This window comes from Allosaccharopolyspora coralli (assembly GCF_009664835.1).
GTDB lineage: Bacteria > Actinomycetota > Actinomycetes > Mycobacteriales > Pseudonocardiaceae > Allosaccharopolyspora > Allosaccharopolyspora coralli.
In genome coordinates this window covers 1,863,212-1,889,784 of record NZ_CP045929.1, presented here as the reverse complement: position 1 = coordinate 1,889,784, position 26,573 = coordinate 1,863,212, and the positions used below count along the sequence as shown (strand labels likewise).

The window sequence follows — 26,573 nt, the reverse complement described above, 5'->3', positions numbered from 1 at the left end:
AGCGCTGACCCGCATCGACAGCCTCAGCGCTGTCTGCCGTTCCGATGTTCCTCTGCCGACCATGACCTTCTGACGAGAAACTGCCTGAGCGAAGGGAGTCTCCCGTGTGGTCACCTTCCTGGGCACGCTCGGCATCGACCAGTTCCTCGATCTGACTCCGGGATCCCCACTGGGGCAACGTCCACGAGAGCGCGCACCGGCACCATCCGCAGACCCCCCCTCGTCGAGCCCGGGATCGTGCTGGCACGTCGCTGGCGCAAAGACGATCCCACCCTGGCGGCGAGCGGGTGCTACGCCGGACTAGGCCGCCGGTCCAACTAGCCGACGAGCAGCGACCGCAACGGCCACTCGCGCACGGCGTCCCGGCCGGGCAGAGCCGCGATCTCCAACACCACCGCCGCTTCAGCGACGCTGGCTTCCGACCTGGTCACGAGCTCGCAGGCAGCCGCGAGCGTGCCACCGGTGGCCAGCACGTCGTCCACCACGAGGACCCGCTGACCCGAGCGAAGGACGCCGCCGGGCAACTCCAGAGACGCCGAGCCGTACTCCAGGTCGTAGTCGACCCGATCGGCCACGACCGGCAGTTTGCCCGGCTTGCGCAGGCCGACGACGCCGACACCCCGAGCGTGGGCGACGGCCGCGCCGAGCAGGAAGCCCCGCGCCTCGACACCGGCCACCACGTCGAACTCGGCTGCACCGGCCAGCGCGCCGACGACGGCGGCGAAGCCCTCCGGATCGGCGAGCACCGGCCCGATGTCCCGGAACAGGACGCCCGGCTGGGGGAAGTCGGGAACGTCGCGGACGAGCCCCGCCACGTCTCGGAGGCCGGCCGTGCCGGAGTCCGAGACACGGACCGCCCCGGTCACCGGCGCTTCTTGCCGGTCGGCCTGCCGGACTTGCCCTGCGGGCGGGACTCGGGCCCCTTGCCGGTCCGGGCGGCGGGGCTCGACGCCGCGGCCATCTCACGCTCGCGACGCGCGGACACGGTGTCCTTGGAGGCGTCGCGTACCGAGATTTCCTCTTCCTCCGGCAGCTCCTCGCCCGCCTCCTGGGCCGCGCGACGCCGACGGCGCTGCTGCACCTTCGCCTCCTGCGCGCGGTACTTGGGATCGCGCATCTTGAAGTCCACCAGCAGCGGCGTCGCCAGCAGCACGGACGAGACCACACCGGCGAGCATGCCCGTCAGCTGCACCAGAGCCAGGTCCCGCAGCACGCCGACGCCGAGCAGCCCGGAGCCGACCACCAGCAGCCCCAGCACCGGCAGCAGTGCCACGATCGACGTGTTGATCGACCGCATCAACGTCTGGTTGACGGCGAGGTTCGCCGCTTCCGAGTACGTCCTGCGCGTCAGTCCGAGGATGCCACGGGTGTTCTCCTTGACCTTGTCGAAGACGACGACGGTGTCGTACAGCGAGAAGCCGAGAATCGTGAGCAGACCGATCACCGTGGCCGGGGTGACCTCGAAGCCCAGGATCGCGTACACGCCCATCGTCACCACGATGTCGTGCAGCAACGCCACCAGCGCGGCGACCGCCATCCATCTCTCGAAGTAGAAGGCCAGGAACACGGTCACGAGCACGAGGAACACGACGAGCGCGAGCACCGCCTGCTGGGTGATCTCACCGCCCCACGTGCCGCTCACCGCACTGTCGCTGATGGCCTGGGGCGTCGGCTGCCCGTTGGCGCCGACCGGTTGCAGCGAGTCGAACAGGCCTTCCTTGAGGACGTTGACGTCCTGGGTGTTCAGCGACTCCGTCCGAATCTGGATCGTCTCGCTGTCGCCCGCACCCACGAGCTGCACCGTCTCGGGACCCCGGCCAAGGGCGTCCTGGTAGGCATCCTCCACCTGGTCAGTGGTGATCGGCCCCTGGGCTCCGACCGCGGGCATCTGAATCTTGGTACCGCCCACGAAGTCGATACCGAAGTTGAAGCCCTTGATCCCCATCGTTCCGGCACACACCGCGATGAGCAGCGCGAACATGGCGTAGAACCGTTTGCGGTTGCCGACGATGTCGAACGCGCCGGTGCCGGTGTGCAGCCGCTGCCACACGCTCGTGGGTTCCGTGGCGCCGGGTGTCTCCGGAGTCGTCATCTCACGCCTCCTTCGCGGTCGAAGCGGAACGCTTGCGCGCCGCCCGTTGCTCGGCACCCATGCGCTGCACCGCACCCAACCCCGTCACCGACGGTTTCGACAGGAACTTGTTCTTCGAGGCCAAGACCACCAACGGGTGCGTCACCAGGAACACGACGATGAGGTCGAGCACGGTGGACATCCCGAGGGTGAACGCGAAGCCCTTCACCTGCCCGACCGCGAGCACGTACAGCACGGCGGCGGCCAGGAAGCTCACCGCGTCCGCGGACAGGATCGTGCGGCGCGACCGCACCCACGCGCGTGGCACGGAGGAACGGAACGTGCGGCCCTCGCGTATCTCGTCCTTGAGTCTCTCGAAGAAGATGATGAACGAGTCCGCGGTGATCCCGATGGCGATGATGAAGCCTGCGATCCCCGCGAGGTCGAGAGTGAAGCCGATCCATCTGCCCAGCAGGATCAGCACGCCGTAGACGATGGCGCCGGAAAGGATCAGCGACAGGATCGTCAGGATCCCCAGCATCCGGTAGTAGAACAGGCAGTAGACGGCCACCAGCAGCAGACCGATACCGCCTGCGATGAGTCCCGCCTCCATCGAGGCCAGTCCCAGCGACGCCGAGACCGTCTCGGCCTCGGACTGGTCGAAGGCCAGCGGCAACGAGCCGTACTTGAGCACGTCCGCGAGCTGCGTCGCGCTTTGCTGGTTGAACTGTCCGGTGATGTTGGCGTTGCCGCCGAGCAGCGGCTCGTTGATGTTCGGCGCCGACACCACCTGGGAGTCGAGCACGAACGCGGCCCGCTGATTCACGTTTGCCGAGGTGAAGTCGGCCCAGGTGCTCGCGCCGCCGCTCTTGAACTCGAGGTTCACCGACCAGCCCGACTGTCCGCTCTGCTGGTTCGGCGGCTGGGCCGAGGCGTTCGCGATCTCTCTGCCCTCGAGGAACACCGGTTCGAGGACGAACTTCTCCTGTTTGTCCTGACCACAGGTGACCAGCGGGAGACTCGGGTCGTCGTTGCCGCGCAACGGGTCCTCGGCGTTGCAGTCGAGCTGCGTCAGCGCCTGCATCTGCGTGGCCGGATCCGTGCTCTGGCGGGTCTGCTTGGCCTGGGCGATGGCTTGCTGGCGCTGGGCGTCCTCGCGGGACTGGTCGCCGGAGTCGTCCTGCTGGGTGCGGGCGTCCTGCGGCGCGGTGCCTGCGGGCCCCTGACCGCTGGGCGCGGGCTGGCCCGGCGCAGGTGGCTGCTGCTGTCCCGGGCCGGGTGCTTGCCCCGGCTGGGCGCCCGGGTTCGCGGGCATGGTCATGTTCGGCACGACCTTGCGGAAGTTCAGCTGCGCGGTCTGCCCGAGCTGCTTGGCCTCCTCGCCGCCCTCGCCGGGGACGGTGATGACCAGGTTCGAGCCGTCCTGCGTGACTTCCGAGCCCTGCACGCCCATTCCGTTGACACGGGTCTCGATGATGTTGCGGGCCTGGGTGAGCTGCTCGTTGCTGGGCGGCTGACCGTCCGTGGTGCGCGCGGTCAGCGTGACCCGCGTACCGCCCTGCAGGTCGATTCCGAGCTTCGGGGCCAGGCTTCCGTCACCGGTGAAGAACACCAGTGAATACAGTGCGGCCACGATCAACGCGAAGATCGAGAGATAGCGCCTTGGGCTGATGTGCCCGTCAGGAGATGCCACGATCGTCCGTTCCTGTACCAGGTTCGTGCCGGAGTCAGCAACGGGCGATCACGGCCCGTGCACGACGGTCACGGCGACTGTGCACCCACCAGTGTGGCAGGCACGGTGTGCGATCCTGCCGCACGGGTGGCCACGGTGGCCGACGGCGCTACAGGGCCGCGCGGATTGATGCTGTGGTCAGGCACATCGCGCCGACAGTCCCTGAGGACAGCAGGCGTGCTGCCTGATGTCGACGATTCCACAGCCAGCCGCCAGGCGAGGTTCCGCGACCGAACCACCCACGCACACCAACCCGCACACCCTCTACGCACCGGAGCGGCGGGATCGGCCGAAGCATGTCCGGCCGACCGCGCTCACACCACCCGCGAAAGTGTCAGTTCTTCTGCTGCTCGATCGGGGTCGCGACCTCACCCTGCGACTCGTCGGACTTGACCTCGGTCGCCGGGGTCAGCTCGCCGTCCGAGGCAACGTCGACCTCGGAGTCAGCGGCCACGGAGTCGGCGGATTCGGTCTCGACCTTCTCGCGGATCGCGGCCCGCACCCAGGTGGTCACCAGGTTCGGAGCGATCTCCAGCTCGATGCTGTCGTCGGTGGTGCCGACGATGGTGCCGAACAGACCCGAGGTCGTCATGACCCGGTCGCCGGTGGCCAGCGAGTTCTGCAGCTTCTGCTGTTCCTGCATCGCCCTCTTCTGCTTGCGTGCCTGCAGGAACAGCGGCACGGCGAGCAGCGCGATCAACAGCGGGAAAATTAGGGATTCCATCGTGCTCCGTTCGGCGGGCGCCGGGGGACGGCCTCGTGGGCACGGTCCTCGAACCGCGCGCCCGGATTGTTCGGATGTCCGGTACCAGTGTGCCAGTCCCACCGGCGGTGGCGCGCACCCTACTCCGGGTCACTCCGCATCGAACAAACCGGGCAATTGTTCGCCGGGAGCGTGCGGCGGCGGAGTCACCCCCACGTGCTGCCACGCGGCAGCCGTCGCCACCCGGCCACGCGGCGTCCGGGCGATCATGCCTGCGCGCACCAGATACGGCTCGCACACTTCCTCGACGGTCGTCGACTCCTCACCGACGGCCACGGCCAGGGTGGAGATTCCGACAGGTCCGCCGTGGAAGGACTTCACCAGCGCCGCGAGCACCGCACGGTCCAGCCGGTCCAGCCCGTACTCGTCCACGTCGTAGACCTCCAGCGCCGCTCGCGCGACCTCGACCGTCACCGCTCCGTCGGCCCGTACCTCGGCGAAATCTCGGACCCGGCGCAGCAGCCGGTTGGCGATCCGAGGGGTCCCCCGCGAACGGCGGGCGATCTCGCGCGCGCCGTCCTCGCGGAGATCCACACCCAGAATCTCCGACGAGCGGCGCAGCACCAGCTCCAGCTCGGAGGGCGAGTAGAACTCCATGTGCGCGGTGAAACCGAACCGGTCGCGCAGCGGTCCGGTCAACGCCCCCGACCGCGTCGTCGCACCGACCAGTGTGAACGGTGCGATCTCCAACGGGATGCTGGTCGCTCCCGGCCCCTTGCCGACGACCACGTCGACCCGGAAGTCCTCCATCGCCAGATAGAGCATCTCCTCGGCCGGCCTGGCGATGCGATGGATCTCGTCGATGAACAGCACGTCGCCCTCGGTGAGGTTCGACAGCATCGCTGCGAGGTCCCCCGGCCGTTCCAACGCCGGGCCCGACGTGACCCGGATCGCGGCGCCGAGCTCGGCGGCGATGATCATCGCGAGGCTCGTCTTGCCCAGTCCCGGCGGCCCCGAGAACAACACGTGGTCCGGCTGGTCGCCGCGGTTGAGCGCGCCCCGCAGCACGAGTTGCAGCTGCTCGCGTACGCGCGGTTGCCCGACGAACTCCTCGAGCTCGCGCGGGCGCAGGCTGCGCTCGACGTCGTGCTCCGCCGACGCCTCCCGCGCCGAGAGATCCCGGTTCGGTTCGACCTGCCCGTTCGACGAGTGCACCGACCACGTCGGGTCCAGCTCCTCGGGCTCGCTCATTTCGGCCCCAGCACCGCGAGCGCCTTGCGCAGCACGGCGGAGGTGTCGGCCTCGGCACCGTTGGCGGCGAGCACCTTCTCGACGCTCTGCTCGGCCTGTTTCGCGGTGAAACCGAGACCCACGAGCGCTTCGGCAACCTCCGTGCGCACCCGGCCGTCGCCCGCGGACTGCTGAAGGGTCGCCGAAGGCCCGGCGAACGCGGCGACCTTGTCCCGCAGTTCGAGCACGAGACGTTCGGCGCTCTTCTTCCCCACACCGGGCACCTGCGTGAGAGTGGTGATGTTGCCGTCCCCGATCGCGCCGCAGAGCTGGTCCGGGTCGAGCACCGCCAGCGTCGCCAACGCGAGCCGCGGTCCCACTCCGGACACCGTCTGCAACAGGCCGAACAGCTCGCACGCCTCCGCGTCGGCGAAGCCGTACAGCGTGAGGGAGTCTTCCCGGACGACCAGCGCCGTCGACAGCGCGGCCTGCTCACCGCGCCGCAACGAGGCCAACGTCGCCGGCGTCGCGTACACGGCGAGCCCCACGCCGCCGACCTCGACGACCGCGTGGTCCAAGCCCACCGACAACACCGGTCCCCGCACGGAGGAGATCATCGCCTGTGTCCTTTCGACGGCTTCTCGCCCGACCGGCGCGCTGCCCGCGACGCCTCCTGCAGCCGGTTCCGATGGTTCTTCGCCAGCGCCTCCGCTCGCGTCTGAGCCTCGGCGATCCGCGCGAGCATCGGACCACGCCACACGTGGCAGACCGCGAGCGCGAGCGCGTCGGCCGCGTCCGCCGGTTTCGGCGGCGTGTCCAAGCCGAGGATCTTCGTGACCATGGCCGCCACCTGCTTCTTGTCGGCGCGCCCCGAGCCACTGATCGCCGCCTTGACCTCGCTCGGCGTGTGGAACGCGACCGGCACGTCACGCTGCGCAGCGAGCAACGCCACCACGCCCGAGACCTGCGCGGTGCCCATCACCGTGCTGACGTTGTGCTGACTGAACACCCGCTCGACGGCCACGACCTCCGGACGATGCCGGTCGAGCCAGCGCTCGACCTCCTCGCCCACCACCTGCAGGCGCCGTGGCAATTCCGTCTCGGCCGGGGTCCGGACGACACCGACCTCGACACAGCGGGCGCGACGACCACGCTCACCGTCGACCACGCCGATCCCGCACCGGGTCAGCCCGGGGTCGACTCCCAGCACACGCACGCCGCACTCCCCGCTTCTGAGCCCGAAGGACTCGGGTGAACATCCGTTCGAACTGTACCGGGTGATCACCCCGTCGCCGGAACCCCGACACGCGCACCGTCGGCGGAACCGGTCAGGGACCGTTCGCGCCCGGCGTCCAGCTTTCCGGAACCCCGCTGACCGTGAGCACAGGCTGGTACTCGGCGAACCCGCGCGGCGCGTCCTCGTGCCACGGGAACGCGCCCTGCGGCGTCGCGGCGATCAACTGCACCGCCGGGAAGTCGTCGTCGCGGTAGACCAGGAACGCGCTGCCCAGGAACTGCGCGTAGTGCTGCTTGGCGATCCGTTCCACCGTCATCGGGCAGCCCTGCAGGAATCCGTCGTAGGTCCCGCCCGGCTTGAACCGTTCCCCCGACGACGCGCGACGCACGTAGGTGTTGAGCACCGCGTGCGCGACCTCGCGCGGCAGGCCGATCACCACCGCCTCGGGCTTGCCGAACCGCCGCCAGGCGCCGACCGTGAACGCGTACGCCGCCTCCTGGTCTCCGGCTCGCACGTGCATCACGGCGGCACCGTGCTCGTCCGCGGTGTTGATCATCCAGCGGCGCAGCCGCTCGTCCTCGTCGATCGAGGCCATCGCGATCCCTTCGGCACAGGACTCCGCGAGCCGCCCGAGCGGCCCGCGCACATCGGTTCACCCGACGGTGTCCGACTGCGGGTTCAACCGACCGTGTCTCGAACAGGCGAGCGGCACTCTCGCCTCGTCCGGTGGGGCGAACGGTCCGTTCACCTCACCCGCTGTTCGGTGCGAACGGCACTCTCGCCTCGTCCCGTGAGGCGAAAGTGCCGCTCGCACCGGATCACTGAGAGGGCGTTTTGGAACTTGGGTGGGTGGTCCGGTACCGCCGCCCCAGTTCGCGCTGCGGCTGATCACGTATGACCGTGCCCTACGGGCACACAAGCCAGTTCCCAATGCACTCTGAGTGTGTCACCCGACCTCGGCCATGACGTCGTCCGAGATGTCGGCGTTGAAATACACGTTCTGCACGTCGTCGCAGTCCTCGAGCGCGTCGACGATCTTGAACAGCTTCCGTGCGGCCTCGGCGTCGACCGGGACCTGCACCGACGGCAGGAAGTTCATCTCCGCCGAGTCGTACTCGATGCCCTCGGCCTGCAACGCCTTGCGGACGTCGACCACATCGCTCGGCTCGGAAAGGATCTCGTAACTCTCGCCGAGGTCGTTGACCTCGTCGGCCCCGGCCTCCAGGACCGCGGCGAGCACGTCGTCCTCGGACAGTCCCGCCTTGGGCAACAGGACCACGCCCCGGCGCGAGAACAGGTACGACACCGACCCCGCATCGGCCATCGAGCCGCCGTTGCGGGTCATCGCCGTCCGAACGTCGCCCGCCGCGCGGTTGCGGTTGTCGGTCAGGCACTCGATGAGCACGGCCACGCCGCTCGGCCCATACCCCTCGTACATGATCGTCTGCCACTCGGCGCCGCCGGCTTCCTCGCCGGCACCCCGCTTACGCGCCCGCTCGATGTTGTCCTGCGGTACGGAGTTCTTGCGTGCCTTCTGCATCGCGTCGAACAGCGTGGGATTGGCCTCCGGCTCTCCCCCTCCGGTTCGGGCCGCGACCTCGATGTTCTTGACCAGCTTTGCGAAAAGCTTCCCACGCTTGGCGTCCACGGCGGCCTTTTTGTGCTTGGTGGTCGCCCACTTGGAGTGGCCGCTCATCTTTCCTCCGTCTTGTCCGATCGCGCCGCGTCGCGGCGGCGCCGTCCGTCTTCGTCCGTCGCGCCGGTTCGTGTCCGCACCGGCTTCCCGCCGGTGGCAGATCGCTCACCCCGCGCGGACCGTCTCCACGAAATGGCGATGGACGCGCTCGTCGCCCTGGACCAGTTCCGGGTGGAAGGAGGTCGCCAGCACCGGCCCCTGCCGGACCGCGACGATCCTACCGAGACCGTCCTCGCTCGCTGTGACCTCCGCCGCGGTCGGCGGCCGGGACCTCGCGAGGACCTCCACGTCCGCGCCGACCTTGTCCACCCATGGCGCGCGGATGAAGACCGCATGCACCGGTCCGCCGTCGATACCGGCGACGTCGAGGTCGTCCTCGAACGACTCGGTCTGCCTGCCGAAGGCATTGCGCCGCACCACCACGTCGAGCGCGCCGAACGGGCTCACCGCGGGCGAGGCGGAGCCGTCGTCGTCCAGCACGCTCGTCGCCAGCAGCACCATCCCCGCGCAGGACCCGTACACCGGCATCCCGGACCGCAGTCGGCAGCGGAGCGGCTCGGCCATCTCGAACGTCGTGAGCAGCCGCGTCATCGCCGTCGACTCCCCGCCGGGCAGCACGAGGCCGTGCACGGCGTCGAGTTCCTCAGGCCTGCGGACCGGCCGCGCGTGCGCGCCGCTGCGTTCGAGTGCCGAGAGGTGCTCGGCCACACCGCCCTGCAGGGCGAGGACACCGATCACCGGTTGAGCGTTGGACACGACCTCGATTCTCCCAAAGGCACGGGTCCGGCGGGACGACTGGGCGCGTCCCGGCCGGTCACGCCACGCCCAACGCGCGCACCGCTGCCGTGATTCCCGCCGCTGCCACGACCACGACGACGAACGGAGCCCGGAACCAGGCGAGGAGCCCGCCGACGGCGACTCCGGCGAACCTGGCGACGCCAGCGAACCCTCCGTCCTCGATCACCGCGCTGGTGGCCACGAACGCTCCGAGCAGCACCATCGCCGCGACCGACATGAGCCGCTCGGCCTCGTCCGAGAACCGGATACGCCCTTTGAGCAGCGGCCCGAGCAGACGCAGTGCGTAGGTTCCGAGCCCGAGCAGCAAGACGACCTGCACTGTCACGCGGGGACACCTCCGTTTCGGTCGCGCTCCCACGGCAGCGGCAACGCTAGGGCGACGGCGAGCACCGCGACGAGAATCGGTAGGCCCTCCGGCAGCACCGGCGTGGTGGCCACGGCGAGCACGGCGCCGAGCGCCACCGCCCGCAGCGTCGGGTTGTCGCGCAGTGACGGCGTGATCAGCGCGAACAGCGCGGCGGGCAACGCGGCATCCAACCCCAGCACCTCGGGGTCGCCCACCCACTGACCGAGCAGGCCACCGACGAAGATCGAGGGCGCCCACGTGCAGAACAGCGCCGCCCCGGACGTCCAGTACGCGCGTCGACGGCGCTGCGGCTCCTGTTCGGCCAGCGCGAAAGCCACCGCCTCGTCGATCATCAGGTGGGCGCCGATCATCCGCGACCACCAGCGCGAGCCGGTGGCCTCACCGACGGCGAACCCGAAGGGCAGATGCCGGGCGTTGAGCATGAGTCCGCCGAGTACGGCGGTCGCGGGGGCGGCACCAGCGGTCATGAGCCCGATCGCCATGAACTCCGAGCCGCCGGCGAACACGACGACCCCCATGAGCGTGACCAGCCAGATCGGGACTCCCTGGGTGACCGCGATCGCGCCGAGGGAGGCTCCGACGATGGCGAGCGCGCTGCACAACCAGAACACGTTGCGGTGCAACGCCGCCCGCCACTGCGCGTCGGACGTCCGTTGCGCCCTCGCGTCCGTTCGCCCTGCCGAACCCATGTTCGTTATACTGCCCACTGGGACACTTGTTCGTCAAGACGAACAAAACGACGGCAGATCGAACAGTGGGTATGAGCGACGCATCACCTCCGTTGGAGACCATCGCAGCCTCGCTCCGGCGCGAACGCGCCCGCGCGGGGCTCTCCCTCACCGAACTCGCCAAACGCGCCGGCGTCGCGAAGTCGACGTTGTCGCAACTGGAGTCCGGGGCAGGCAACCCGAGCGTGGAGACACTCTGGGCACTCGGGGTCGCGTTGGGCGTCCCGTTCAGTCGTCTCGTCGACCCGCCCCAACCACGGCTCACAGTCATCCGAGCCGGACACGCGCCCCTCGTGCGCTCCGAGACCTCACCGTTCGCCGCCGCGATGCTCTCCGCATGCCCACCGGGGGCACGCCGGGACCTGCATCTGCTCACCGTGGATCCCGGCCAAGCCCGACACGCCGACGGGCATCTGCCGGGCACGATCGAACACGTCGTGGTGACCGCCGGTGCCATGCGCGTCGGTCCGGCCGAGACACCGCTCGACCTCGACGTGGGCGACTACGCGTCCTTCGCCGCCGACGGGCCGCACCTCTACGAAGCGCTCGCTGCCGACACGAAGGCCGTCCTGGTCATGGAACACGTCTGAGCGGCAAGCTCCAACGCCGGTAAGGACCACCACCACAGACGGCTTCTCAGCTCAGCGATTACGAGACCGACGGTTGATAGGTACCGAAGTACCAGTGGTGGCCCTCGAGATCGCGGGCCGCGTACTCACGCGACCCGTAGTCCATGTCGGTCGGCTCCATGGTGATCTCCGCACCCGCCGTGCGTGCGCGAGCACAGTGCTCGTCGGGGTCGGTCACCGTGGCGTAGACCCCGGAATAGGTGTTCGCCGCGCCGCCCGTACCCGGTTCCGATGAATCCGAAGCGAGCATGACCTTCCCGTTGCCGAAGCTCATCTCGGCGTGCGCGATCGTGTTCCCCTCCCCCGGCACGACCATCGTCTGCTGGAACCCGAAGGCGTCGTGCAGGAACTCCAAAGCCTGCTTCGCGTCCTGGTAGCGAAGAACCGCCACCACGCTCGGCTGATGGCTCATCGGATCCTCCCCTCAACGGTGCGAACGGCACCCTCGCCTCATGAGACGGGGCGAGAGTGCCGTTCGCACCTCAGGGTCGGGCGTCCGGGACGGTCAGACTGGGAAGCGGAATCACCAACCGCGCTGGGCGTAGCGCTGATCGGCGGGCAGGTCCTCGACGTGACGTCCCACCATGGCCTCGCCGAGCCCGCGGGAGACCTTCGCGATCACATCCGGGTCGTCGTAGAACGTGGTGGCCTTCACGATCGCTTCCGCGCGCTTCTGCGGGTCGCCGGACTTGAAGATGCCGGAGCCGACGAACACACCCTCGGCGCCGAGTCCGCGCATCATCGCCGCATCTGCCGGAGTGGCGATGCCACCGGCGGTGAAGAGCACGACGGGCAACTTGCCGGTACGGGCGACTTCCCGCACCACCTCGACCGGAGCGCGCAGTTCCTTGGCGGCGACGAACAGTTCCGAGTCGTCGAGCGTGGCGAGCTTGCGCATCTCGGCGCGGATGTCACGCATGTGCCGGGTGGCCTCGACGACGTTGCCGGTACCCGCTTCGCCCTTGGAGCGGATCATCGCCGCACCCTCGGAGATCCGACGGAGCGCCTCGCCGAGGTTGGTGGCACCGCAGACGAACGGGACAGTGAACGCCCACTTGTCGATGTGGTGCGCCTCGTCGGCCGGAGTGAGCACCTCGGACTCGTCGATGTAGTCGACACCGAGCGACTGGAGCACCTGGGCCTCGGTGAAGTGTCCGATGCGCGCCTTGGCCATCACGGGGATGGACACGGCGTCGACGATGCCCTCGATCATGTCGGGGTCGGACATGCGGGCGACGCCGCCCTGCACGCGGATGTCGGCGGGAACCCGCTCCAGCGCCATCACCGCGACCGCGCCGGCCTCCTCGGCGATCTTGGCCTGCTCGGGGGTGACGACGTCCATGATCACGCCGCCCTTGAGCATCTCGGCCATCCCGCGCTTGACGCCGTCGGTTCCGGTGGTGTGGGCGGAGTCCGTGCTGGTCACGTTCGACCTTCCGTTTCGGTGTGGCCGCACGCCCCTACAGGCTGCGGCAGAGGTGGACACGCGTCGCTGCCCGCGACGCATCCGGGATCGCCCTCGACACTAGGCGGGAACCGGCCTTCTCGACCGGTCCACTAGTGGCCTTTCTGGCCAGTCCACTTCACCGGCGCGGCGGACCGTCCTCCGGTTGGTTCCCGCTGGTCGACCTTGCACGGCTCCCCGACCGGGTGTGTGATCGGGGACACAGGATCGGTGTAGCGGTGGCGAGTCAGGGAGCAGTGATGGGACACAAGCAGAACGGCACGACACCGGCGGCTTCCGCACCGTCGCCGACCGATCCCGCGTCCCTGCGCAACGTCGTGCTGGTCGGGCCGTCGTCGTCCGGCAAGACCGCGTTGATCGAGGCACTGCTCGCGCTCACCGGGACAGTACCGAGGGCCGGTTCGGTCCCCGACGGCACCACGGTGTGCGATCACGAAGCCGCCTCGGTCGAGCAGCAGCGTTCGGTCGGGCTGGCGGTGGCTCCCGTCGAGCACGGCGAATGCAAGGTCAACCTGATCGACACTCCCGGGTACGCGGATTTCGTCGGTGAGGTTCGGGCGGGACTGCGTGCCGCCGACGCCGCGCTGTTCGTGGTGGCAGCGCAGGACGGTGTGGACGCCGCGACCCGCGCGCTGTGGCAGGAATGCGCGACCGTCGGGATGCCGCGCGCGGTGGTGATCGCCCGGCTGGATGCCGCGCGGGCAGACGTCGACGCCGCGACGACCGCCTGTCAGGAAGCGTTCGGGGCGGGTGTCGTACCGCTGTATCTCCCGCACCGCGCATCCGACGGGACACTGCTCGGGCTCGTCGGAGTGCTCACCGAGAACATCTACGACTACTCGACCGGGTCGACGGCGGTGGTGGATCGCGCGGACGAGGCGACCCGGGCCGCCGTCGGCCCGCAGCGGGGCGAGCTCCTCGAAGCGATCATCTCGGAGAGCGAGGACGAGGCGCTGATGGATCGCTATCTCGCGGGTGAGGACATCGACGAGGACACACTCGTCGCCGACCTGGAGACCGCGGTCGCACGAGGCGAATTGCATCCGGTCCTGCCGGTGTGTGCCGAGTCCGGCGTCGGTCTCGCCGAGCTGCTCGACGGCATCACCCGCGGATTCCCGTCCCCGAAGGAACACACCATCGCCGAGTTCACCGACCCGCAGGGACGCTCGCCCCGGCGCCTCACGCCGGATCCGGACGGACCGCTCGCCGCCGAGATCGTGCACACCTCGGCGGACTCGTACGTGGGGCGTGTCTCACTGGCGCGGGTGTTCTCCGGGACGCTGCTGCCGGAACGCTCCGTCCACGTCTCCGGGCACGGCATGGCCGAGCGCGGTCATCCCGACCACGACGAGGACGAGAAGGTCGCGCACGTCTACTCCCCGCTCGGGGCTTCCTTGCGCGCCGTGGCTCACTGTGTGGCCGGCGACCTGTGCGCCCTGACGAAGATCGGCTCGGCAGAGACCGGGGACACCGTCTCCGATCCGTCGGACCCGCTGTTGCTCACGCCGTGGCCGATGCCGGAACCGCTGTTGCCGATCGCCGTCGTCGCGCGCAACCGCAGCGACGAGGACGCCATGGCACGCAACCTCAACCGGCTCATCGCCGCCGACCCGACGCTGCGGCTCGACCGCGACACCGAGACCCATCAGCTCGTGCTGTGGTGCATGGGCGAGGCGCACGCCGACGTGGCACTACAACGCCTGCGCGAGGGCGGCGCCGAGATCGAGACCGAGCCGATCCGGGTGGCTTTCCGCCAGACCTTCGCCCAAGCGGCCAACGGCCACGGCAAGCACGTCAAACAGTCCGGCGGTCATGGCCAGTACGCCGTCTGCGACATCGAGGTCGAGCCGTTGCCGCGCGGCTCGGGCTTCGAGTTCCTGGACAAGGTCGTCGGCGGCGCGGTCCCACGCCAGTTCATCCCCAGCGTGGAGAAAGGCGTCCGGGCCCAGGCCGAGAAGGGCCTCGCCGAGGGACAGCCGTTGGTGGACCTGCGCGTGACGCTCGTGGACGGCAAGGCGCACAGCGTCGACTCCTCCGACTCCGCTTTCCAGACGGCCGGTTCGCTGGCGCTGAAGGCCGCCGCCGAGCAGGCGGGACTGACCACGTTGGAACCGGTGGACGAGGTCGCGGTGCGCCTGCCCGACGAGCACCTCGGCGCGATCCTCGGCGACCTCTCCAGCAGGCGCGGCAAGGTCGTGGGCACCGAGCCGGAGGACACGGGCTGGACCGTGGTCCGTGCGCACGTTCCCGCGAGTGAACTCGTCCGCTACTCGGTCAACGTACGGTCGCTGAGCTCCGGCAGCGCGACCTTCACCCGCAACTTCAGCAGTTACGAACCGGCCCCGACGTGACTGCTCAGAGGGCATTCGGGAACTGACATGCGTGCTCGTAGGTCACGCCTCACACGCGCCCAGCCGCGGCAAGGTGAGTGGCTCCGGCGTTCGGAGTCCGTGCCACTGAAGGAAGGGGTTCTCGCCGCGTACACCGGGTACTCAAGAAGGCCCCAACGCCGCAAGGCACGAACCCGGCGGGGTGGTACCGGACCACTTGCGCCGGTTTCAAGATGCCCTGTCACGTGCGGGCCCTTGGGGAGTGCACGCGCACGAGCCGCTGCACCACGGTGAGCACGATCAGCAGCACCAGCAGCCAGATCGCGGCGTCGAGCACGTAGGGCACGCCGAGTCCGTGCAGACCGACGGCGACGAGGATCACCACGAACCGTTCCGCCCGCTCGGCCACTCCGCCGTCGGCGGTCAGCCCGTTGGCCTCCGCGCGGGCCTTCACATACGAGATCACCTGCGCGCCGCCGAGGCAGACGAGCAGCCCGAGCCCGCGCGACTCATTGTCGTCCACGACCAGGGCCCACCACACCAGCGAGCCGAACAGCACCGCGTCGGCGATGCGGTCGCAGCTGGCGTCGAGCACGGCACCGAAGCTGGTCGCGCGGTTGAGGGTGCGAGCCATCGCCCCGTCGAGCAGGTCGAAGAACAGGAACACGGTCACCACGACCGTGCCGACGAACAGCTCACCCCGGGGGTAGAACCACAGCGCGGCAGCGGCGGTGGCGACGGTGCCGATCACCGTCACCACGTTCGGCGAGAGCCCGCGACGCACGAGCCAGTGGCCGATCGGATCGACCAGCCGGGACACCGAAGCCCGTGTGAAGAAGTTGAGCATCGCTTCGGCCGTCCACTTCCTGCCCCGGACACATCAGTGCTTGCAGCTTAGAGTGCGCCTGGATCGAGGCTGCGGTCAGGCACACCGCGCCCTACGCGGACCGGCCGTGAAGTGAGTCCCGCCATCCAACCACGCAGATCAACCCGACCACCTCGTTGTCGGACCCGATCAGTGGTGGGGCCCACTCGGTACCGGGAATGCGGACTGACACACTCACTGTTGTTGAATCGTCAACTGAGTTCTGTTCAGGAGGTAGACTTGACCACCGCCACCGAGATCCCCGGCTATGTCGCCGGCACCTGGGACATCGACGCGGTCCACTCCCACCTCGAGTTCACCCTGCGTCACCTCGGGGTCGGGCGCTCGCGCGGGCGGTTCGACCGTCTGCAGGGCGAGATCGTCACCGCCGCGGACCCGCTCGAGTCCTCGGTGACCGCCACCATCGACACCGCGTCGGTCAACACCGGCAACGGCGACCGCGACGAGCACGTGCGCCAGGCCGACTTCCTCGACGTCGCCACCCACCCCACCGCCACGTTCCGCTCCACCGCGGTGCGCCCCAGCGGCGAGGACTACGTGCTCGACGGGGAACTGACGCTGCACGGCGTGACCCGCCCCGTCTCGCTCGACGTCGAGTTCGGCGGCATCGCCGACAACGGCAACGGCGGCTCGATGCTCGGCCTGTCCGCCACGACCACCCTCGACCGCACCGAGTTCGGCGTCGGCCCGGACGGTGGCGCGATGCTGGGCGAGAAGGTCAAGCTCGTCCTGGAGATCGAAGCCCACCTGCGCGGCTGAACAACACGTAGGGGATCGCGCGGGTTGGTTTGCGTGGGTGGGTCCGTGGCGGAGCCGCTCAGCGGACACCACGTACGCAGCCCGACCACCCGCGGGTTCTCAGCGCCGTCCTCGCGAGGACAGCGATTCTCGCCGCGTAGGTCGCTACTCAAGAAATCGATCCCGCAGCGAGGACGGCGCTGAGGTTCCGCCACCCGACCCACCAAGCAAGACTCCTGTCAGGAGTTCTACTAAGTCCGTGTCCAGGCTTCGGCCAGCATGGAGCGGGTGTCCCCCAGCAGCTGCGGCAGCACCTTCGTGTGGCCGATCACCGGCATGAAGTTCGAATCCCCGCCCCAGCGCGGCACGATGTGCTGGTGCAGATGCGCGGCGATGCCTGCCCCCGCGACCGGCCCCTGGTTGAGGCCGATGTTGAAACCGTGCGGCGCCGAGACCGATCGGATCACCCGCATCGCTTGCTGGGTGAACTCCGCGACCGCGACGGTCTCCTCCGGCGTGAGCTCCGTGTAGTCGGCGACATGCCGATACGGCAGCACCATCAGGTGGCCAGGGTTGTACGGATACAGATTGAGGATCGCGAAGACCAGCTCGCCACGGGCCACGACGAGCGTGTCCTCGTCGGCCTGTTCGGAGTCCAGAACACGGCAGAACGGGCACCCGTCGCTGCTGTCGCTGTCCGGCTTGTTCTCGCCGAGGATGTAGGCCATCCGGTGCGGCGTCCACAGCCGTTGCAAGGCGTCGGAGACCCCGACGCCTTCCTGCTCGGTCAGTTCCGGCTCCGGCACGGGCGCCGGGTCGGTGTGCGGTTCCGAGGTCACGCGAGTTCCGCCTGTACGTTCTCCTCCGTCGGCGAGGCGTTCTCTCGCCGCCCGATCCAGCGCTGCAACGCCCCCACCGCACTCTCGACCGGGACACCGTTGATCTGGGTACCGTCGCGGAAGCGGAACGAGACCGCACCGGCCTCCACGTCCTTACCGCCCGCCAGCAGCAGGAACGGGACCTTCTGCGTGGTGTGGTTGCGGATCTTCTTCTGCATCCGGTCGTCGCTGACGTCGACGTCCATCCGAATGCCGTTGCCGCGCAGGGTTTTCTGCACCTGCTGCAGGTGCGGCACGTGCTCGTCTGCGATCGGGATTCCGACCACCTGCACCGGCGCGAGCCACGCGGGGAACGCGCCCGCGTAGTGCTCGGTGAGGACCCCGAAGAACCGCTCGATCGACCCGAACAGCGCGCGGTGGATCTTGATCGGCCGCTGCTTGCTGCCGTCCGGGGCGGTGAACTCCAGGTCGAAGAGCTCCGGCAGGTGGTAGTCGACCTGGATGGTCGACATCTGCCAGCTGCGCCCGAGGGCGTCCTTGGCCTGCACCGAGACCTTCGGGCCGTAGAACGCCGCCCCGCCCGGGTCCGGCACCAGTTCCAGCCCCGAGGACTCGGCCGCCTCGCGCAGCGCCTCGGTGGCAATCCGCCAGCTCTCGTCGTCGCCGACGTACTTCTCGTCGTTGCGGGTCGAGAGCTCGAGGTAGAAGTCTTCGAGGCCGTAGTCGCGCAGCAGGTCCAGCACGAACTCCAGCAACGATTTCAGTTCGTCCTGCAGTTGCGCGGGCATGCAGTAGATGTGCGCGTCGTCCTGGGTCATGCCCCGCACCCGAGTCAACCCGTGCACCACACCGGACTTCTCGTAGCGGTACACCGAACCGAACTCGAACAAGCGCAGCGGCAGCTCCCGGTAGGACCTCCCGCGCGAACGGTAGATCAGGTTGTGGAACGGGCAGTTCATCGGCTTGAGGTAGTAGTCCTGCCCCGGTTTGGTGATCTCCCCGTCGGCGTTGCGCTCCTCGTCCAGGTGCATCGCCGGGAACATGCCGTCCTTGTACCAGCTCAGGTGACCCGAGGTCTCGAACAGCGCGGACTTGGTGATGTGCGGGGAGTTGACGAACTCGTAGCCCGCCTCCTCGTGCCTGCGCCGCGAGTAGTCCTCCATCTCGCGGCGGATGATGCCGCCCTTGGGGTGGAACACCGGCAGGCCGGAGCCGACCTCCTCGGGGAAGGAGAACAGGTCCAGCTCGGCGCCGAGCCTGCGGTGATCACGACGTTCGGCCTCGGCGAGCCACTCCAGGTGCTCGTCGAGTTTGTCCTTCGACTCCCACGCGGTGCCGTAGACCCGCTGCAACTGCTGGTTGTTCTGGTCCCCCCGCCAGTAGGCGGCGGCCACGCGGGTGAGCTTGAACGCCGGGATGAACCGGGTGTGCGGCACGTGCGGTCCCCGGCAGAGGTCCCCCCACACGACCTCGCCGTGCCGGTCGACGTTGTCGTAGACGGTCAGGTCGCCGGCGCCGACCTCCATGACCTCGCTCGTGTCGACCTCCTCGGAGTCCGACTTGAGGTCCACCAGCTCCAGCTTGTAGGGCTCGTCTGCCAGTTCTTCGCGGGCGGCCTCGATGGAGTCCAGCGTGCGGCGGGAGAACTTCTGCCCGGATTTGGCGAGCTGCTTCATGCGCTTCTCCAGCGCCTGCAGATCCTCCGGGGTGAACGGGCGCTCGACGTCGAAGTCGTAGTAGAAGCCGTCCTTGACCGGGGGGCCGATGCCGAGCTTGGCGTCGGAGAACAGGTCCTGCACTGCTTGGGCGAGCAAGTGCGCCGCCGAGTGCCGGATGACGCTGCGCCCGGCTTCGGTGCCTGCGGCGACCGCCTCGACCTCGGTGTCGGACTCCGGGGCCCAGGCCAGATCGCGCAGCTCGCCGTCGGCGTCGCGCACGACCACGATCGCGTCCTCGCCCTGGGAGGGCAGTTCCGCCTGACGCACGACGTCGCCGGCCGTCGTGCCCGCCGGAACCTTCAGCCTGGTGGCGTGCTGGGCTTCGGGCGGCAGAACGGACACGGTCACTCCTCAGGTGGTGCCGGTGGCACCGGCACGGGTCGTCACGGGGTGTGCGCCACGATGCTATCGGCTCGCCGCAGCCCGTTTCCCGCAGGCCACCGCAGGCCGCACGTGTTCTCAGCACGCGGCAGCGACGGCGAGTTCGATCTCCATCGCGGACACGCGCGACCCGGCGGCCTCGCCCTGCACGATCCGCACACCGTCCGAGGCCAGCCGAGCGGCCTGCGCCTCGTCATCGACGCCGTCGGCCACGACCGAGAATCCGAGCAGTTCTGCGGCGCGCACGAGGCTGCGCACGACGTGTTCGTCGAGCGGGTCGGGCCCGTGCTCGGCCGCATAGCCGGCCACGTACGGCCCGGAAATCTTCACCGCGTTCATCCGCAGCTCCCGCAACCGGGGCAAGCGGCGCAGGTCGCCACCAAAACCGTCGACGACGAGCGTGATGCCGAGCCCCTGCAGGATCTCGACCGTGTCGACCGGGTCGTCGTCCTCGTCGAAGAGCACCGACTCCGGCACCACCACGCACAGTTTGTCCGGCCGGAGTCCGGTGTCGGCGAGCACGGACCGCAGCCCACCGACCAGGCCCGGGTCGCGGAAGTGTCGCTCCGAGAGCGTGACGGCCACCGTCGGCGCCTCGTCCCCGAGCCGCTGCTGCCACCCGAAGGCGTGCGTGCAGATCTGCCGCAGCGCCCAATTTCCGAGGCGGACGACGAGTCCGGTCTCCTGTGCCAACGGCAGGAACTCCGTCGAGCACAGTTCCCCGAGCTCCGGATGGTCCCAGCGCACGTCCGCCTCGACGGCCACGAGTTCGCCACCCGGGTGGTGGCGTGCCTGCCGGTACTCGACGTAGAACTCGTCGTCGTCGAGAGCCGCTGGCATCGTCGCCGACAGCCGGAACCGTCGACGGGAAGCCTCGTCGACGTCGGATTCGAACAGCACCCACTGCGCCTTGCCCTCACCCTTGGCGCGGTACAGCGTGATGTCGGCGTCGCGGAGAAGCTCGCCTGCGTCGGTACGGGCGACGGGACGTTCGACGACGCCAACGCTCGCCGAGACGGTGAGTTCGTGCCCGCCGAGGCGTACCGGGCTCAGCACCTCCCGCAGCAGAGTCTCGACCAATTCGAGCACCGCAGGCGGCCCGGCACTGTCCGGCACGAGCACCACGAACTCGTCACCGCCCATCCTCGCCGCGAGCGCGCCGACCTCGGCGGCGGTGGCCTGGAGCCGTTGGGCAGTCGCGCGCAGCAGGTCGTCGCCGATGGGGTGCCCGAGGCTGTCGTTGATCGCCTTGAAACCGTCGAGGTCGAAGTAGCAGAGCCCGACCCGGCGCTCGTCGTGAGTGCCGGTGAGCGCGTCCTGCAACCGCAGCGTCAGCAGCGTCCGGTTGGCCAGTCCGGTGAGCGGGTCGTGAGTCGCCTGCCTGCGCAGCTGCTCCTGGAGCATGTGGCGTTCGGTGATGTCCTCCCAGAGCATCACCACGTAGTCCGAGCCCCGGCGGCCGTCGGCCTCGTCCGGTCCGCTCGACCGGCGCACCAGCGACGCCGAGAGCTGGGTCCAGACGTGTGAGCCGTCCTCGGTCGTGGTGCGGGTGACTTCGCCGAGGCGGTCGATCGTGCCGTGCGCAAGATCCGCGCACGCCGGACGGATCGCCGCCGCCCACTCCGGGTCCAGCAGGTCGAACACGGTCCGGCCCACGAGGTCGTCGAGCGTGGTCCGAAAGATGCGCACCATCGCGTCGTTGGCGTCCTCGATGGTGCCGTCCAACGCGCCGATGGCGATGCCCAGTGCGGAGTCGCTGAACACGGCACGGAACCGCGCCTCGCTGGCGCCGAGCTCCCGTTCCGCCTCGTCCCGGGCACGCAGGACCGCCTGCTGAATGACGTCCTGCTGGTGCAACGTCGACTCGTGGACGGCCGTGGCGAAACCGCCCGCCACCGTGGCGAGCACGTCCGCGATCCGGCTGTCCCGGCCGGGCGACTCGCCGATCAGCTCCGGCAGGCGCGCCGAGAGCAGCCGAACGCTGCGTTCCAGGGCGGCCGGAGTGCGGAAATGCCACCCCACCAGATCGCTACCGAGCTGCTCGCCTGCGCGGCGAGCGGACACCGGCAGGACCACCGCGTCGACGAGACGGCCCAGCGCGGCGTCCAACAGGTCGACGACCTCGACGCGGGACATCGGCACGAAACTCGTCGCGAAGATCTCCCGCGTCCAGGCTTCGGCGACCTCCCGGCGAGGCCGCTCGAACGTCCCGCCGGTCACGGCAGACGACCCACCGCGGCGTAGATCCAGGACCGGCTCGGGTCCTCCCACACGTCCTCGGGAGATTCCGGTTGCCACAGGGGCACGTAGACCACGCCCGGATCGATCAGGTCGAGATCCGACAACAAGCCTTCGACCTCGCCACGCGAGCGCAACGTCAGCGGATTGGTGCTGTTCGCGTACAGCGACACCGCCGACTCGAGTTCGTCCCGGTAGTGGTCGCCGGTGACGTGCGAGAACCCGAGGTAACTGCCGGGCGCGAGCCGCTCGGTGTAGCGCCGCACGACCTCCTGCGGCTGCTTGTCGTCGCCGACGAAATGCATGACCGCGACCATCATGACCGCGACGGGTTTCGTCAGGTCGAGCAACTCGCGCGTCTGCGGCGCGGCGAACACCGTGTCCACGTCGAGCATGTCCGCGTGCACCATCGCGGCGTTCGGGTTGTCGGCGAGCATGGTCTGGCTGTGCGCGACCGCGACCGGCTCGTTGTCGACGTAGACGACCTTCGCGCTCGGGTTGACCCGCTGCGCGATCTCGTGGACGTTACCCACCGTCGGGATGCCGGAGCCGAGGTCGAGGAACTGATCGATGCCGTTGTCGACGCAGTAGCGCACCGCCCTGCGCAGGAACGCGCGGTTGTTCTGGGCCAGCTCACCCACGTTCGGCGCGATCTGTTGCACCTGCCGGGCGAACTCGCGATCCACGGCGAAATTGTGCGCGCCACCGAGGTAGTAGTCGTAGCAGCGAGCCGCGCTCGGCTTCTCCAGGTCGACACCCTTCGGTAGCCAGTTCGGCTGTTCCACCATCTTCGCCCCTTCGCTCGTCGCGATGCGCATGCGGCGCGTCCGCTGACCGCGTCACGACTGCGCCGCTTGATCGCCGCAGACCTTAGCGTGACCGAGCGCATTCAGTCATCTACCGACGGTGTCGTCCACCCGTGGCTGTCGATCACTCCGTGGTGATCAACACGGGTATCCACGGTTGCGGGGTATGAACAACCTCACTGTCCGCATGCCGGGACCGGGGGTTAGGGCTGCCTAAGCTGAAAGGAGATTGTTTCCACGCCCAGGAGGACATGCAGTGACCCGCCCGTTGCGCGTCGCCGTTGTCGGCGCAGGCCCGGCCGGCGTCTACGCGGCCGACATCCTGACCAAGTCCGAGACCGCGGTCGACATCGATCTCTTCGACCGGATGCCCGCGCCCTATGGCCTTGTCCGCTACGGAGTCGCTCCCGACCATCCGCGCATCAAGGGCATCGTCAACGCACTGCACCGGGTGATGGACAAGCCGGAGATCCGGTTCCTCGGGCACGTCGACTACGGCGTCGACCTCAAGCTCGAGGACCTGCGCCAGCACTACGACGCCGTGGTGTTCTCCACCGGCGCGACCAAGGACCGCGCGATGGACGTGCCGGGCGTCGACCTGGAACGCAGCCACGGCGCCGCGGACTTCGTGCACTGGTACGACGGTCACCCCGAAGCGCCGCGCGACTGGCCGCTGGAGTCCGAGCAGGTGGCCGTCATCGGCGCGGGCAACGTCGCGCTCGACGTCGCCCGCATCCTGGCCAAGCAGGCCGACGACCTGCTCAGCACCGAGATCCCCGACAACGTGCACCAGGGGCTGAAGTCCTCGACCGTCACCGACGTGCATCTGTTCGCGCGGCGCGGCCCGGCACAGTCGAAGTTCACGCCTCTGGAACTGCGTGAACTCGACCATCAGCCCGGTGTGGAACTGATCGTGCACCCGGAGGGTTTCGAGCTCGACGAGGGCAGCGAGGAAGCGATCCGCGGCTCCAACCAGGTCAAGACGATCGTGAAAACTCTGCAGGACTGGGCGCTGCGGGACCCGAAGCACGACACGCCGCGACGGCTGCACTTCCACTTCCTTCGTAAGCCGGTGCAGATCCACGGCGAGGACGGCGTCGACGGGTTGACCACCGAGGTCATGGAACTCACCGGCGACGGCGACGTCCGGGGAACCGGCGAGTTCGAGACGGTCCCGGTGCAGTCCGTCTACCGCGCCGTGGGCTACCTCAGTTCGCCCTTGCCCGACATCCCGTTCGACCACGGCACCGGCACGGTGCCCCACGAAGGTGGCCGGGTGCTCGACCTCGACGGCGAGCACATGACCGGCGTGTACACCACCGGGTGGATCAAACGTGGCCCGGTGGGGCTCATCGGTCACACCAAGGGCGACGCGCTCGAGACGATCACCAACCTGCTCGCCGACGTCGACGCGGATCGCCCCGCGCAGGCACCGGACCGCGAGAGCGTGCTGCAGCTACTCGACGAGCGCGGGGTCGAATACACCACCTGGGACGGCTGGAACCGCCTCGACGCGCACGAGCGGGCACTCGGCGAAACCCAGGGTCGGGAACGGGTCAAGGTGGTCCCCCGCGAGGACATGGTCCGCATCTCCCGCGAGTCCTGAGCCCGGAGGTGAACGGCACTTTCACCCCACCACACGAGGCGAAAGTGCCGTTCACCTCAACGGGCACACGGGGCGAACGGCACGTTCGCCCCACGAGACGAGGCGAAAGTGCCGTTCGCCTCAGTCGATGCTGGTGCGGAGACGGTAGGTCGTGGCCGTGACGGCGGCTGTCGTCTCGACGGGTTCGGGGAGTTCGGCGAGGCGGTCACGCAGTTCCGCGGCGGCGACGTGACGAGCACTCGGCCCCATCGCGGCGACGGCCTCCGCCTCACCCAAGGACAACGAGAGCCCGAACGTCACCTCACTCGAAGTCACCGGCTCGAACCGGTCGCCGAGCTGCTCGTCGAGTCGCTGCCGTTTGCGCTCGTCCACAGTGATCAGACCGAGCCTGTCGACGAGCGACACGAGATGTCTCGGCTCGGGCGTCACCACCACGAGGTGCCCGCCCGGACGCAGCACCCGCGCCATTTCCGCCGCATGGCGCGGCGCGAACACGTTGAGCACGGTCGACACCGAACCGTCGAGCAACGGCAACGCCCGCCAGGCGTCCGCAAGCACCGCACCGATCCTCGGATCCGCCTTCGCCGCGCGACGGCACGCGTACTTGGACACGTCGAGCGCCACACCCGGCGAGTCCGGACACCCCGCCAACGCCTCACGGAGGTAGTAGCCGGTACCCGCGCCGACATCGAGCACCGCCCCGCCTGCCGGGGTCACCCGGGCCGCTTCGCGGGCCACGTGTTCGCCGACAGGCGTGTAGTGGCCCGCCTCGAGCACCTCGTGACGCGCGGCGACCATCGCCGCGTCGTCCCCGTCGATGCCGGTGCCCGCACCGGCCAACAGGCTCACGTACCCCTGCTTGGCGAGATCGAAGGTATGTCCCACCGGGCACCGCAGTGACCCCTCCGCCGCGGCGAGCCCCTGCCCGCAGTGTGGACACGCGAGCACGTCCACCACGCTTTGCAGCACCGCATCCTCCCTCGACCCGGAAAGTCTACGAGGGTGCGCGGGTTGACCTGCGTGGGTGGTTCCGTGGCGGAGACCGGTCCGCGTGAGCGGCCACCACGGTCGGCGCCGTGTTCCTGACCGAAACCCTCGACCCGCGCCGTCTACTGTTCGCGCGACACTCCGACCGTCACCACGTCGGTCGCAGCGGCATCGCCGAGTTCGTGCCGTCCGGGCGCACGCCGAGCACCTGGTGCAACTGGATCGCGTTGTGCTCGAACCCGAGGCGCGACGCGGCCATGTAGAGCCGCCAGATCCGCGCCCGTTCCAGACCGACCTCGCGGACGGCGTCGGCCCAGTGGTGCTCCAGGTTCGCGCACCAGTCCCGCAACGTCATCCCGTAGTGCTCCCGCAGGTTCTCCTCGTGACGCACTTCGAGACCGTGGTCGTGCATGGCGGACACGAGCGTGCCCGGCCCGTGCAACTCACCGTCCGGGAACACGTACCGGCTGATGAACTTGCCCGCCTTGGCGTCGTGCAGCCCGTCCGGCCGGGTGATGCAGTGGTTGAGCACCCGCCCGCCCGGACGCAGCCGGTCGTGCAAGAACCCGAAGTACTCCGGCAGGTGTGCGCGTCCGATGTGCTCGGTGAGACCGATCGAACTGATCGCGTCGAACCCGCTCTCCTCGACGTCGCGGTAGTCGAGATACCGCACCTCGGCCAGGTCGGCCAGGCCACGTTCGGCGATCGCCTTCTGCGCCCACCGCGCCTGTTGCCGTGACAAGGTCACTCCCAGAGCCCGCGCCCCGTAGCGCTCCGCGGCGTGCATCACCATGCCGCCCCAGCCGCAGCCGACGTCGAGCAGCCGCATCCCGCTGCCCAGACCGAGTTTGCGGGCCACCAGGTCGTGCTTGGTGTACTGCGCTTCCTCCAGCGACGAACTCGCCTCCGGATAGACCGCGCAGGTGTAGGCCATCGACGGTCCGAGCACCCACTCGTAGAAGCGGTTCGACACGTCGTAGTGGTACGAGACCGCGTGGCTGTCGCGGCTCTTCGAGTGCCGCCAGCCGTGCGGACGGTATTCGTGCACCGGAGGCGTCACCGGCCACCACGCCCGGTAGGCGGCGAGGCGCGCGGCCACCTGCCAGCGCGCCTTGACGGGCACGTCGTGCAGGGCGATCGCGGGGAACCGGGACAGGGCGGTGTGCATGTCACCGTGCACTTCCACTGCGCCGGTCACGTACGCGCGCACCAGACCGAGTTCTCCCGGGGCCGCCGCGAGATGTGACATCGCCAACGGTGACCGGATCTCGAACCGGACATCGGAGCCGCGCCGCCCGGCCGTGCTGCCGTCGTAGGCGGTGAACTCGACGTCGACGTCCTCACCCAGAATCCGCGGGAACACCTCTGCGATCCCCATGAGCCGCACC

At 69.1% G+C, this 26,573-nt stretch carries 25 protein-coding genes; 4 read left to right on the top strand and 21 right to left on the bottom strand.

All coding sequences use genetic code 11. The features are described from left to right. Positions 1-317 precede the first annotated feature (317 nt). The 12 genes from GIY23_RS08995 to GIY23_RS08940 form a co-directional block, all read right to left on the bottom strand. Entirely contained in the window at positions 318-866 is a 549-nt protein-coding gene (locus GIY23_RS08995) for an adenine phosphoribosyltransferase (RefSeq protein ID WP_154076229.1), read from the bottom strand. After that, a complete protein-coding gene (gene secF / locus GIY23_RS08990; RefSeq protein WP_154076228.1) occupies positions 863-2,092 on the bottom strand; it encodes a protein translocase subunit SecF in 1,230 nt (409 codons plus the stop codon). Before secF ends, GIY23_RS08995 begins: the two co-directional genes overlap by 4 nt. A 1-nt stretch (position 2,093) precedes the next feature. Then, complete coding sequence (gene secD, locus GIY23_RS08985) at positions 2,094-3,764, bottom strand: protein translocase subunit SecD (RefSeq protein ID WP_154076227.1); 1,671 nt, start codon at positions 3,762-3,764, stop codon at positions 2,094-2,096. Positions 3,765-4,137: 373 nt separating this feature from the next. Then, entirely contained in the window at positions 4,138-4,527 is a 390-nt protein-coding gene (gene yajC, locus GIY23_RS08980) for a preprotein translocase subunit YajC (RefSeq protein ID WP_154076226.1), read from the bottom strand. A 129-nt stretch (positions 4,528-4,656) separates the two neighbouring features. Further along, entirely contained in the window at positions 4,657-5,757 is a 1,101-nt protein-coding gene (ruvB, locus tag GIY23_RS08975) for a Holliday junction branch migration DNA helicase RuvB (RefSeq protein ID WP_154076225.1), read from the bottom strand. After that, entirely contained in the window at positions 5,754-6,353 is a 600-nt protein-coding gene (ruvA, locus tag GIY23_RS08970; protein ID WP_154076224.1) for a Holliday junction branch migration protein RuvA, read from the bottom strand. Before ruvA ends, ruvB begins: the two co-directional genes overlap by 4 nt. Then, the gene (gene ruvC / locus GIY23_RS08965) at positions 6,350-6,952 is read right to left on the bottom strand and encodes a crossover junction endodeoxyribonuclease RuvC (protein ID WP_154076223.1); all 603 of its coding nucleotides are present in this window, start codon (positions 6,950-6,952) and stop codon (positions 6,350-6,352) included. The genes ruvA and ruvC overlap by 4 nt, the downstream gene beginning before the upstream one ends. Before the next feature lie 112 nt (positions 6,953-7,064). Next, complete coding sequence (locus GIY23_RS08960) at positions 7,065-7,568, bottom strand: DUF4262 domain-containing protein (protein ID WP_154078725.1); 504 nt, start codon at positions 7,566-7,568, stop codon at positions 7,065-7,067. 351 nt (positions 7,569-7,919) lie between these two features. Further along, entirely contained in the window at positions 7,920-8,669 is a 750-nt protein-coding gene (locus GIY23_RS08955; RefSeq protein ID WP_154076222.1) for a YebC/PmpR family DNA-binding transcriptional regulator, read from the bottom strand. A gap of 105 nt (positions 8,670-8,774) precedes the next feature. After that, on the bottom strand, positions 8,775-9,434 hold the full coding sequence (pdxT, locus tag GIY23_RS08950) for a pyridoxal 5'-phosphate synthase glutaminase subunit PdxT (protein WP_154076221.1): 660 nt from the start codon (positions 9,432-9,434) through the stop codon (positions 8,775-8,777). 49 nt (positions 9,435-9,483) lie between these two features. Next, positions 9,484-9,792, bottom strand: a complete 309-nt coding sequence (locus GIY23_RS08945) for an AzlD domain-containing protein (protein ID WP_154076220.1) — start codon at positions 9,790-9,792, stop codon at positions 9,484-9,486. Beyond that, positions 9,789-10,523 (bottom strand): AzlC family ABC transporter permease, encoded by a 735-nt coding sequence (locus GIY23_RS08940; RefSeq protein ID WP_154076219.1) that lies wholly within the window; start codon positions 10,521-10,523, stop codon positions 9,789-9,791. The genes GIY23_RS08945 and GIY23_RS08940 overlap by 4 nt, the downstream gene beginning before the upstream one ends. Positions 10,524-10,594: 71 nt before the next feature. Here GIY23_RS08940 and GIY23_RS08935 point away from each other — a divergent pair, with 71 nt between their 5' ends. Then, entirely contained in the window at positions 10,595-11,152 is a 558-nt protein-coding gene (locus tag GIY23_RS08935; protein ID WP_154076218.1) for a helix-turn-helix domain-containing protein, read from the top strand. Positions 11,153-11,210: 58 nt separating this feature from the next. On the opposite strand, the gene GIY23_RS08930 is transcribed toward GIY23_RS08935, so the two are convergent. Together GIY23_RS08930 and pdxS are read right to left on the bottom strand one after the other, a co-directional pair. After that, positions 11,211-11,603, bottom strand: a complete 393-nt coding sequence (locus GIY23_RS08930; RefSeq protein ID WP_154076217.1) for a VOC family protein — start codon at positions 11,601-11,603, stop codon at positions 11,211-11,213. Between the two features lie 111 nt (positions 11,604-11,714). Beyond that, positions 11,715-12,617, bottom strand: coding sequence for a pyridoxal 5'-phosphate synthase lyase subunit PdxS (gene pdxS, locus GIY23_RS08925; protein WP_154076216.1), 903 nt, complete (start codon positions 12,615-12,617; stop codon positions 11,715-11,717). 278 nt (positions 12,618-12,895) lie between these two features. Here pdxS and GIY23_RS08920 point away from each other — a divergent pair, with 278 nt between their 5' ends. Beyond that, positions 12,896-15,007: an elongation factor G-like protein EF-G2 gene (locus GIY23_RS08920; RefSeq protein WP_154076215.1), complete on the top strand. Its 2,112-nt coding sequence runs from the start codon at positions 12,896-12,898 to the stop codon at positions 15,005-15,007. A gap of 220 nt (positions 15,008-15,227) precedes the next feature. On the opposite strand, the gene pgsA is transcribed toward GIY23_RS08920, so the two are convergent. Next, positions 15,228-15,833 (bottom strand): phosphatidylinositol phosphate synthase, encoded by a 606-nt coding sequence (gene pgsA / locus GIY23_RS08915; protein ID WP_154076214.1) that lies wholly within the window; start codon positions 15,831-15,833, stop codon positions 15,228-15,230. Positions 15,834-16,091: 258 nt separating this feature from the next. On the opposite strand from pgsA, the gene GIY23_RS08910 reads away from it, so the two are divergent. Further along, positions 16,092-16,631, top strand: coding sequence for a YceI family protein (locus GIY23_RS08910; protein ID WP_154076213.1), 540 nt, complete (start codon positions 16,092-16,094; stop codon positions 16,629-16,631). 230 nt (positions 16,632-16,861) lie between these two features. On the opposite strand, the gene GIY23_RS08905 is transcribed toward GIY23_RS08910, so the two are convergent. The 4 genes from GIY23_RS08905 to GIY23_RS08890 all read right to left on the bottom strand — a co-directional run bounded on the left by GIY23_RS08905 (position 16,862) and on the right by GIY23_RS08890 (position 22,604). Then, complete coding sequence (locus GIY23_RS08905) at positions 16,862-17,449, bottom strand: HIT family protein (RefSeq protein WP_323847490.1); 588 nt, start codon at positions 17,447-17,449, stop codon at positions 16,862-16,864. After that, positions 17,446-19,470: a threonine--tRNA ligase gene (gene thrS / locus GIY23_RS08900; RefSeq protein WP_154078723.1), complete on the bottom strand. Its 2,025-nt coding sequence runs from the start codon at positions 19,468-19,470 to the stop codon at positions 17,446-17,448. The genes GIY23_RS08905 and thrS overlap by 4 nt, the downstream gene beginning before the upstream one ends. Before the next feature lie 156 nt (positions 19,471-19,626). Then, complete coding sequence (locus tag GIY23_RS08895) at positions 19,627-21,768, bottom strand: putative bifunctional diguanylate cyclase/phosphodiesterase (protein ID WP_228717627.1); 2,142 nt, start codon at positions 21,766-21,768, stop codon at positions 19,627-19,629. Continuing rightward, on the bottom strand, positions 21,765-22,604 hold the full coding sequence (locus GIY23_RS08890; protein WP_228717626.1) for an SAM-dependent methyltransferase: 840 nt from the start codon (positions 22,602-22,604) through the stop codon (positions 21,765-21,767). The genes GIY23_RS08895 and GIY23_RS08890 overlap by 4 nt, the downstream gene beginning before the upstream one ends. A gap of 244 nt (positions 22,605-22,848) precedes the next feature. Here GIY23_RS08890 and GIY23_RS08885 point away from each other — a divergent pair, with 244 nt between their 5' ends. Next, positions 22,849-24,198, top strand: a complete 1,350-nt coding sequence (locus GIY23_RS08885) for an FAD-dependent oxidoreductase (protein ID WP_154076212.1) — start codon at positions 22,849-22,851, stop codon at positions 24,196-24,198. Positions 24,199-24,318: 120 nt separating this feature from the next. Here the strand turns inward: GIY23_RS08885 and GIY23_RS08880 are convergent, their stop codons facing one another. After that, complete coding sequence (locus tag GIY23_RS08880) at positions 24,319-25,167, bottom strand: putative RNA methyltransferase (RefSeq protein ID WP_154076211.1); 849 nt, start codon at positions 25,165-25,167, stop codon at positions 24,319-24,321. A gap of 166 nt (positions 25,168-25,333) precedes the next feature. Beyond that, positions 25,334-26,563, bottom strand: coding sequence for a class I SAM-dependent methyltransferase (locus tag GIY23_RS08875; RefSeq protein WP_154076210.1), 1,230 nt, complete (start codon positions 26,561-26,563; stop codon positions 25,334-25,336). Positions 26,564-26,573: the final 10 nt, after the last annotated feature.